This is a genomic window from Arthrobacter sp. Dra40 (assembly GCF_059091905.1).
The window spans coordinates 25269-34804 of sequence record NZ_JBNHHB010000051.1 but is presented as its reverse complement, the minus strand read 5'-3'; the positions used below and the strand labels follow the sequence as shown (position 1 = coordinate 34804).

General features: G+C 64.1%; 7 protein-coding genes. 3 read left to right on the top strand and 4 right to left on the bottom strand.

The window, feature by feature from the left end; translation table 11 throughout:
• Window positions 1–6: 6 nt before the first annotated feature.
• Window positions 7–1260, bottom strand: a complete 1254-nt coding sequence (locus AC5RWT_RS19075) for a M24 family metallopeptidase (protein WP_494081528.1) — start codon at window positions 1258–1260, stop codon at window positions 7–9.
• A gap of 72 nt (window positions 1261–1332) precedes the next feature.
• Window positions 1333–2943: a purine-cytosine permease family protein gene (locus AC5RWT_RS19070; protein WP_494081527.1), complete on the bottom strand. Its 1611-nt coding sequence runs from the start codon at window positions 2941–2943 to the stop codon at window positions 1333–1335.
• 162 nt (window positions 2944–3105) lie between these two features.
• Here AC5RWT_RS19070 and AC5RWT_RS19065 point away from each other — a divergent pair, with 162 nt between their 5' ends.
• Window positions 3106–4614, top strand: a complete 1509-nt coding sequence (locus AC5RWT_RS19065; RefSeq protein WP_494081526.1) for a PucR family transcriptional regulator — start codon at window positions 3106–3108, stop codon at window positions 4612–4614.
• A gap of 312 nt (window positions 4615–4926) precedes the next feature.
• Here AC5RWT_RS19065 and AC5RWT_RS19060 read toward each other — a convergent pair whose 3' ends face one another.
• Together AC5RWT_RS19060 and AC5RWT_RS19055 are read right to left on the bottom strand one after the other, a co-directional pair.
• Window positions 4927–6051, bottom strand: a complete 1125-nt coding sequence (locus tag AC5RWT_RS19060; protein ID WP_494081525.1) for a YkvI family membrane protein — start codon at window positions 6049–6051, stop codon at window positions 4927–4929.
• A gap of 130 nt (window positions 6052–6181) precedes the next feature.
• Window positions 6182–6850, bottom strand: a complete 669-nt coding sequence (locus AC5RWT_RS19055) for a GntR family transcriptional regulator (protein ID WP_494081524.1) — start codon at window positions 6848–6850, stop codon at window positions 6182–6184.
• A 168-nt stretch (window positions 6851–7018) separates the two neighbouring features.
• On the opposite strand from AC5RWT_RS19055, the gene glyA reads away from it, so the two are divergent.
• Both glyA and AC5RWT_RS19045 read left to right on the top strand, forming a co-directional pair.
• Entirely contained in the window at window positions 7019–8314 is a 1296-nt protein-coding gene (gene glyA / locus AC5RWT_RS19050; protein ID WP_494081523.1) for a serine hydroxymethyltransferase, read from the top strand.
• Window positions 8314–9531 carry a sarcosine oxidase subunit beta family protein gene (locus AC5RWT_RS19045; RefSeq protein WP_494081522.1) on the top strand — a complete coding sequence of 406 codons (1218 nt, stop codon included), beginning with the start codon at window positions 8314–8316 and terminating at the stop codon, window positions 9529–9531. Before glyA ends, AC5RWT_RS19045 begins: the two co-directional genes overlap by 1 nt.
• Window positions 9532–9536: the final 5 nt, after the last annotated feature.

Sequence of the window (9536 nt, the reverse complement as noted above, 5' to 3'; positions counted from 1 at the left end):
GCATGGTCAGGCCGGGATGATGTTGTTCTCGGGGCCGAAACCGAACTTGGTGATGTTTTCGACGGTGTCTTCGCCGATGACGAGGATGTCGTGTTCGCGGTAGCCGCCGGCACCCGGTTCGCCGTCGGCGACGGTGATCATCGGCTCCATGGAAACGACCATGCCCGGTTCCAGTACGGTGTCGATGTCCTCGCGCAGTTCCAGGCCGGCTTCGCGTCCGTAGTAGTGCGAAAGGACGCCGAAGGAGTGGCCGTACCCGAAGGTGCGGTTCGCGAGGAGCCCATGGCCGATGTAGATCTCGTTCAGCTCGGCGGCGATGTCCTTGCAGACGGCGCCGGGCTTGATCAGTTCCAGCCCGCGGCGGTGGACCTCCACGTTGATGTTCCACAGTTCGAGCGAGCGTTCGTCCGGTTCGCCCAGGAACAGGGTCCGTTCCAGCGCGGTGTAGTAACCGGAGGTCATCGGGAAGCAGTTTAGGGACAGGATGTCCCCGCGCTGCAGCTTGCGGGTGGTGGCCCAGTTGTGCGCTCCGTCGGTGTTGATGCCGGACTGGAACCAGACCCACGTGTCACGGACTTCCCGGTGCGGGAAGGTGCGGGCAATTTCGTGCACCATGGCTTCGGTGCCGATCAGTGCCACTTCGTACTCGCTGATGCCTTCCCGGATGGCGGCCTTGATGGCCTCGCCGCCCAAGTCGCCGATCCGTGCCCCGTGCTTGATGACCTCGATTTCCTCGGCCGACTTGATCATCCGCTGGCGCATCGCGTCCTGGGAGACGTCGAGCAGTTCGGCTCCCTCGAACGCAGCCTGGATGCGCTGGCGGGTCATCAGCGGCAGGGCGTCGTCCTCGACACCGAGGCGGCGTGCGCTGACACCGCGCTGGCGCAGGGCTTCCTGCAGACCGAAGTAGAAGTTGTCGCGCTTCCAGTCCGTGTAGACGATGTTCTCGCCATAGCTGGTGCGCCACGGCATGCCGGCGTCAATGTTGGCGGTGACCGTGACCGAGTCATCTGCGGTGACGACCAAGGCGTAGTTGCGGCCAAACGTCGTGTACAGGAAGTCCGAGTAGTACTTGATGCCGTGATAGCTGGTCAGGATGACCGCGTCGAGCTCCTTGGCGGCCATGATGGCGCGGAGCCCGGTCAGGCGGCGTTCGAACTCTGCATCGGAGAACGTCAGTTGCTGTTTTTCTCCGTTGTGCAGGACCTTCAGGCGCTCGAGTTCGGCAACGCTGTTGGCTGAGCTGGGGGCGATGGTCATGGATACTCCTTAGTGCGTTCGTACATGGGACGTTGTGGGGTGGACACGTAACTGCGGGTCCACGGGCGGCGGCTACGTGGTTGGGGTAGTCGCCCGGTTCTCGGGAGCGGGGGGCGTGTTGGTCGCGGCGGGCTCGACGGTGGGCTCGACGGCGGGCTCGACGGCGTCGACCAAGGCTGTTTCACAGTTCCCGTGGTCCCTGAGGAACTCCTCGTCGGAACTGCTTTGCTTCAGGCCCAGCGGAATGCCGGCGGCTATCCGTGAGCGGAACCGGGGGTAGCCGAGGAGGAAGTAGACGGTGGCGGAAGTCAGCGTGCCGCCCAGCCAGGAGAAGTCGACGCCGCCGACAGCCCGCGCCAGGGGACCCTGCAGGGCGGGGACAGAGCCGTACATGCACATCCAGGTCATGAAGATGCCGGCGAAGAATGCGATGAACGCTGCCGGGTTGAAGGCCTTGAGTTGAGTGTCATTGAGCGAGCGGAACAGGTAGCTGTAGTTCTTGTGGCGGCGCTCAAAGACGTAATAGTGCACGGCCATGATTCCGCCCCAGGTGGCCACCCAGGCTGCGATCGCAATGATCCAGTTGTGCAGCATGTGGGCGAAATCGGTCGCGAACATGAAACCGATAACCGCGACCATCGCCAGGCAGCCCACGAGAATGGACAGCTTCTTGCGCGAGACCTGGATGTCCAGCGCCTGGGTGGCGACGCTGAAGGTGTACATGTTGATGATGTTCGTGGCGATCGGTCCGTGGATGACCAACAGGATGACCGGGATGGCGAAGGTTCCGTAGCTTTCGACGATGAGGTGGCCGGGATCGGCGGTGCCGTTCTTCGTGGCCAGGCTCGCCCCCAGGACACCGAGCCAGACGACCGGAAGGAACTGGCCCAGGACGCTGACCATGTAGAGCTTGGACGGCTTGATCTTCTTGCTGACGAAGCGGGAGTAGTCGGGTGCGTAGGTGAACCAGCCGATGCCCCAGCCGATGCCGATCGCGGTCATGATGGAGGACATCGCTGCGATGCGCGGCATTCCGGTGAGCACTTCGCCGACCGGGCCCTGGTAGGTCCAGTCGATATCGAGCTGGGTCCAGGCCACGATGGACATGGCGATCAGCACCAGCACCGTCGGCGGCATCGTGATGCGCTCGAAGCGGGAGATGGCTCGGTAACCGCGGTAGCAAATGGCCACCTGGATGCCCATGATCACGGCTGCTGTGCCGATCCGCCAACCCATGTTCGTGAGATTGGGGTCGACCCAGCCGATCATTCCGAACAGGGCCATGATGAGGTCCAGGATCACCCAGGTGTTGACGGCGGACCAGCCAATGGCGATCACGGCCTGGATTGCCGCCGGCAGGTACGCCCCGCGGCGTCCGAACGCCCCGCGCGCCAGCAGCATGCCGGTGGCCCCGGTGCGCTGGCCCAGAAGGACGAAGAAGCCGAATCCGAGCATGCCGATGACATTTCCGGCGATCAGGACGGTCAGCGTGTCCGCCAGGCCAAGGCCAAGATGGATGCCCAAGGCGCCGAGAATCCAGTTGATGGGCGCGACGTTGGCGCCCGCCCAAATCCAGAACTGGCCCGAAAGCTTGGTGGTGCGGGCCGATTCGGGGACCGGCTGCAGAATGTCTTCTACGTGTTGGGTGCTTTGTTCGGACTTCGTGGCGGATCTCTGGCTCATGGCGGTCTCCTGACTGTTGGGACGCTAGGCGGAGCAGGACTCCAACCAGAGTAGGGGTGATGCAGCTCACAGAGTATATTCGGATAGTAACCACTTGGTCCGCCAAGGGGTGACACTCCGTCACCTGCTTGGGGGTCGGAGCGCACAAGGGATGGGGTTTTCATGGTCGTGATGCTGTCGGATGTACTGGAGCTTGAGCTGATGCAGCGCGCCAGTCCCTTGGTCCGAGCCGGCAAGAACCTGATTCCGACCGGCAAGGTGCGATGGGTTCACTCGAGCGAAGTGCTCGAGATCGCTCCGTTGCTGCGTGGCCAGGAACTGCTGCTCAGCGGTGGCGACGCCCTGTTCAACCTCAAGCCCGCAGCTCAACAGGAATATGTTCGCAGCCTGGCGGCCCGGCACGTGACCGCCTTGGCGATCCAAACCGCAGGCTCCGGCCGCTCGCTGTCCGCCGAATTGGTCCAGGCGGCCGAGGAGGCAGGCCTGCCGTTGATTGAGCTGCGTCGCGTGGTTCCGTTCGTGGAAATAGCGGAAGAGGTCAACCGGCAAGTCGTGTCTGAACACGTCACGGCCCTGCAGACCGCTGATTCCATTTCGCAGCGCTTGGCTGAACACCTGGCGTCGTCCGGACCTGCGCTGAGCCCGTTGATCGATATTGTTTCCCAGGCGCTGCGCATCGAGGCGGCGCTGCTGGATCCCAACGGGTCCGTTCTGGAGTTCGCCGGCGGGTTTCCTCCGGATTCCACCTCGGTGAATGTGGAATCGGACATCTTCGTGGGCAGCCTGGTGTCTGCCCGGCTGCGGCTTCAAAGCCGGCGGGACGTTACTCCGGAGTTGTTGAAGACGGTAGGAGAGCGGATCAGCAGCATTCTGGCCCTGGCCGTGTCCCAGCAGCACCGGCCGACGGCGCAGCAAATCGCCCACACCGCCCTGATGCGGGCTGTCGTCAGTGGTGCCGCCGCCTCACAGATCCACGAGCTGTGCACCGCCGCGGGTATGTCGACGGTTCAGCCGGCCTTCGTGATGGTATTCCGCCGGATTGGGCTGAGCAGCGTGCGCGGAGTGGCAGAGCGGATCCTCACGAGCAGGTGTCCCGACGCCCGGACCTATCTGGATGGCGACAGTCTGTGCGCCCTGGTCCAGCTCAGCATCAGCGGGACGCGGCAGGAGCGGCGGGAGATTCTGGAAGGGCTGCGTGCCGACTTCCGAGGGTTGGCGGTGGCGGGCGCCATTGGGCCTACGGTGGCCACGCCATTGCACGCCCATTCGTCCCTGATCGAAGCCAGGCTGACCCAGTCGGTCGGAGCTCCGGGCGACCTGGAGAGCAACATCCGCGACTGCGAGGACTTCGTCCTCGAACGGCTGGCGGCCCGTGAGCTCGCCGGACCCGTGGTCGGACGCATCACCCAGGAACTGCTCGGCGAGCTGCTGGACTATGACCGCAGGCGGGGAACTCGGCTGCTCGATACCCTCGACGTCTGGCTTATCAGCGGATGCAATTCCGCCGAGACTGCGCGGATTCTCTTTGTGGAACGACAGACACTGCACAAGCGGCTGCGGAAGATTTTCGATCTGTTGGGCGGCGACCCACGGGGCACGGCGAAAATGTCGGGACTCAACCTGGCCGTCCGCTTGGCCAAGAACCCCTCGCCTGCCGAACTCGGCAGCTGACCCGACGGCGGGGTTGTAGCCCCGGTTGGGCGCCTCCACCAAGGCCCGGCACTTGGGCGCTACAGGATGTGCGCGGAGATAGCTGTGGCGGCCGGAGCACGAGGCGAATCTTGCCGCGGATGAGCTAGCCGAAGCGGGCACCGGGGATAGTTGGTGCCGGCATGCCTGCGGCGTCGTAGGAGCTGACCGGGGCACGTGCGGGGAGGCGCAACTCTTGCGAGCTGCGCCTCCCCGGATGCAACCTCGGCGATGCCTGCAGCGCAGCCCGTGCACCAATGGGCGGCGGACTGCGCTAACGCTGCGGAGGCATCGTTAGAGTGACTGGCGCCGAACTAGCCGTGTGCCGGTCTTGACCAGCATCAGGACCAACAGCACGATGCCGACGTAGCCGTTGATAACGTACACGATATTGACCATCTGGGAGAACGGCAGGACCAGGCCGATCACGGTCCCGATGGCGGCGAGTGCGAGCGTCAGGTATTTGAAGCGGGCCGTCTTGTCCGCAAAGAAGCGCGACGAGACCGTCCACAACAACGGGACCGCCGTCGTGTAAATGCCCGCGAGGATCATCAGCGAAATCCCGGAGGCGAGCAGCGGGCCAGCATCGCTCGCCAAAACGAGCATCGGAATCTCGGTCCCGCCGACCCGCGTGATGTTCGCAAGCAGGCCCAGGCCAACGATAATGCAGGCCGCAGAGAAGGCGATTGCCCCGACCAGACCGCCGGAGGCGGCTTCCCGGCGGCTGCGCGCCGTCTTGCCGAGCGCGGTGAGGAAAGCGGCCAGCCAGAGCATGCAGAAGCCGACGTAGGACAGGCCGGACATGAACCAGTTTGTCGACGCCTGCGTTAGGTCCAGTTCGGGCAGCAGCGCATTGCCTTCGGCGATACCTCCCGGGTTCTGGACAATCCCGAGGATGCCGAGCGCAATCGCGATGACGACGATGAGGGGGCCGATTTTGCCAATGACGTCGACCAGGCTTTTGAGGCCAAACCACACACTGATGCCTACGGCCACGGCCAGTCCGACTCCGCCGATGTATTTGGACAGGTTGTAATGCTCTTCGAAGACAGCACCTGCGCCGGAGACCATCACCGTGAAGCTTAAGAAGACGAAAAGGATTGAGAAGAAGTCGAAAAACGTTCCCAGATGCTTGCCGCAGTAGTAATGGAAAATCAACGAGGGTCGCTCAAACTTCTTCGCCTGGCCGACGGAGAAGAACTCGACGGCGACATAGGTCATGAGGACAAGGACCAGGATTCCGGTGCCAAAGATTCCCCAATAGCCGTAGGACGTGAAGTACTGCAGGATTTCCTGGCCGGTCGCGAATCCGGAGCCGATCAAAAAGGCCACGATTGCCCCGGCGTAGGTGAGGACGCGCAGCAGACTCGTTTTCTCCACAGTGTCCAGGTGCGCTGTGGTCTGCGATGTTTGTGTCAAGGTTCCCCCGGGTCTGATATATGAGTTTGTCCGGGAACAATATGTCAGCGGTGTGACGCAGTCAACAGTTTTTTGGAACTCCCCGGAATATTGCCGAGGCCCGTTTCCACAAAGGGCCGGCACTCGGGCGCTAAAGGACCGCGCGGATGGTCTTTTCGAAGCTGGTGATGTGGGCAAGGGCGAGGTTGCCCGCCCGGTCCGCATCGCCGTCGACAATTGAGTCCAGCAGTTCCGCGTGTTCGGCGATATGGCCGGACACCGTGGGGACTTTGTCCAGGACGAGGCACCAGATGCGGGTCGCGAGGTTGTCCAGGCGGATCAACGTGTCCTCGAGGTGCGGGTTTCCGGCCGCGGCATAGATCGCGCGGTGCACGCTGAGGTCGTAGCGCATCAGGTCGTGCTTGTCGGGTCGGTCGTCGTCGAGCTTCTCGATGTCCCGCGCCAGCTCCGACAGTTCTGCGCGTGTTGCCTGGCTGGCGGACTCTGCGGCCTTGCGGGCGGCAAGGGGTTCCAGTACCCGCCGCATCTCGGAGACCGCCGCGAGTTCGGTGATATCCACGATCGTGGCGAAGGTGCCCCGGCGGGGGTACGACATGACCAGGTGGTCGATTTCCAGCTTCTTCAGCGCTTCGCGGACCGGCGTGCGGCCAAAGCCGAGCTCGGCGGCGAGTTGTCCGTCGTTGATCGGGGCCCCGGGGCGGATGTCCAACATGATGAGCTTGTCCCGCAGCGCCCGGTAAGCCTGCTCGGCCAGTGACAGGTGCTCGGCGCCGGCCTCGGTTTCGGCAGTCATGCTCATGGTGCTCCCTTGCTGGTGTGAGGGCCTGATTCCTGGTTCCGCGCCGCATTTCACTCTCGGTTGGAACCTATTGACTCGCTGTGATCCCCATCATACTATTGCAACCAGTTCTGATATATCAGTCACACATTAGTAGTGGCGGATCAAGTTCTTCGAAGGAGAAGTCGGATGGTGAACACCCTCTCTGCCACCTTGGCGGCAGCGGATCCCGAAGTCGCCCAGGCCATTGGCAACGAACTGTTACGCCAGCAGTCCACGCTGGAAATGATTGCGTCGGAAAACTTCGCGCCGGTGGCCGTCATGGAAGCCCAAGGCTCGGTGCTGACCAACAAGTACGCCGAGGGCTACCCGGGACGGCGCTACTACGGTGGCTGCGAACACGTGGACGTCATTGAACAATTGGCCATCGACCGGGTCAAGGATCTTTTCGGCGCCGCAGCGGCCAACGTCCAGCCACACTCCGGCGCGCAGGCCAATGCGGCGGCGATGTTCGCGTTGCTGAACCCGGGAGACACCATCCTGGGCCTGGACCTTGCCCACGGCGGGCACCTGACCCACGGCATGAAGATCAATTTTTCCGGCAGGCTCTACAACGTCGTCTCCTACGGGGTCTCCGAGACCGATCACACGATCGACATGGCAGAGGTGGAGCGGCTCGCCGTCGAGCATGAGCCGAAGCTGATCGTGGCCGGCTGGTCCGCCTACACCCGCCAGCTGGACTTCGCGGAGTTCCGCCGCATCGCGGACAGGGTGGGCGCCTACCTGATGGTGGACATGGCGCACTTCGCCGGACTCGTCGCCGCCGGCCTGCACCCGAATCCGGTGCCGTACGCCGACGTCGTCACTACCACCACGCACAAGACGCTGGGCGGGCCGCGCGGGGGAGTGATCCTCTCCACGCAGGAGCTGGCCAAGAAGATCAACTCCGCGGTGTTCCCCGGTCAGCAGGGCGGCCCGCTGGAGCATGTGGTGGCCGCCAAGGCGGTCGCCTTCAAGCTTGCCGCCTCCGGTGAGTTCGCCGACCGGCAGCAGCGGACGCTGGAGGGAGCCCAACTGCTGGCGCAGCGGCTGCTGGCCGACGACGTTGCAGCTGCCGGCATCAGCCTGGTCAGCGGCGGCACGGACGTGCACCTGGTCCTGGTGGACCTGCGCAACTCTGACCTGGACGGCCAGCAGGCCGAGGACCGGCTGCACTCCATCGGCATCACGGTGAACCGCAATGCCGTGCCCTTCGATCCGCGCCCGCCCATGGTTTCTTCCGGCCTGCGGATTGGAACCCCGGCGCTGGCCACCCGCGGCTTCGGCGCCGACGAATTTGCCGAGGTGGCTGACATTATTGCCGCCGCGCTGATCCGTGAACCAGCCGCGGAACTGCTCACCGAACTGCGCGGCCGCGTGGCCGTGCTGGCGGAGAAGTTCCCGCTGTACCCCACCCTGAACGCCGAGCCGAACGGAGCCGAATAATGGCCGATCTGCTGCCCGAGCACCCGGACTTCCTCTGGCGGAATCCCGACCCGAAATCCTCTTACGACGCCGTGATCGTCGGAGGCGGCGGCCACGGCCTGGCCACCGCCTACTACCTGGCCAAGAACCACGGCATGACCAACATCGCGGTGCTGGAGCGCGGGTGGCTGGCCGGCGGCAACATGGCCCGCAACACCACGATCATCCGCTCCAACTACCTGTGGGACGAGAGCGCGGGAATCTACGAGCACTCGCTCAAACTCTGGGAGCAGCTGCCGGAGGAACTCGACTACGATTTCCTCTTCTCCCAGCGCGGCGTGATGAACCTGGCACACACCCTGCAGGACGTGCGCGAGAGCATCCGCCGGGTGAACGCCAACCAGCTCAACGGCGTGGACGCCGAATGGATCACCCCGGACCAGGTGAAGGAACTCTGCCCGATCATCAACACCGGGGACAACATCCGCTACCCGGTGATGGGGGCGACCTACCAGCCCCGCGCCGGCATCGCCAAGCACGACCACGTGGCCTGGGCCTTCGCCCGCAAGTGCGACGAGATGGGCGTGGACATTATCCAGAACTGCGAGGTCACGGGCTTCCTCAAGGACGGCGACCGGGTTGTCGGCGTCGAAACCAGCCGCGGCCGGATTAACGCCGGCAAGGTCGGCCTGGCCGGTGCAGGACACAGCTCGGTGCTGGCCGAACTGGCCGGCTTCGAGCTGCCGATCCAGTCCCACCCGCTGCAGGCGCTGGTCTCCGAGCTGCACGAGCCGGTCCACCCCACGGTGGTCATGTCCAACCACGTCCACGTCTACGTCTCCCAGGCGCACAAGGGCGAACTGGTGATGGGCGCGGGCATCGACACCTACAACGGCTACGGCCAGCGCGGCGCCTTCCACGTCATCGAGGAACAGATGGCGGCCGCCGTCGAACTCTTCCCGATCTTCGCCCGCGCCCATGTGCTGCGGACCTGGGGCGGCATCGTCGACACCACCATGGATGCCTCGCCGATCGTGTCCAAGACGCCAATCGACCAGCTCTACGTGAACTGCGGCTGGGGAACCGGCGGCTTCAAGGGAACGCCCGGCGCCGGATACACCTTCGCCCACACCATCGCCACAGATGAACCGCACCCGCTGAACGCACCCTTTGCCCTGGACCGGTTCGAGACCGGGCACCTCATCGACGAACACGGCGCCGCCGCCGTGGCCCACTAGGAAGG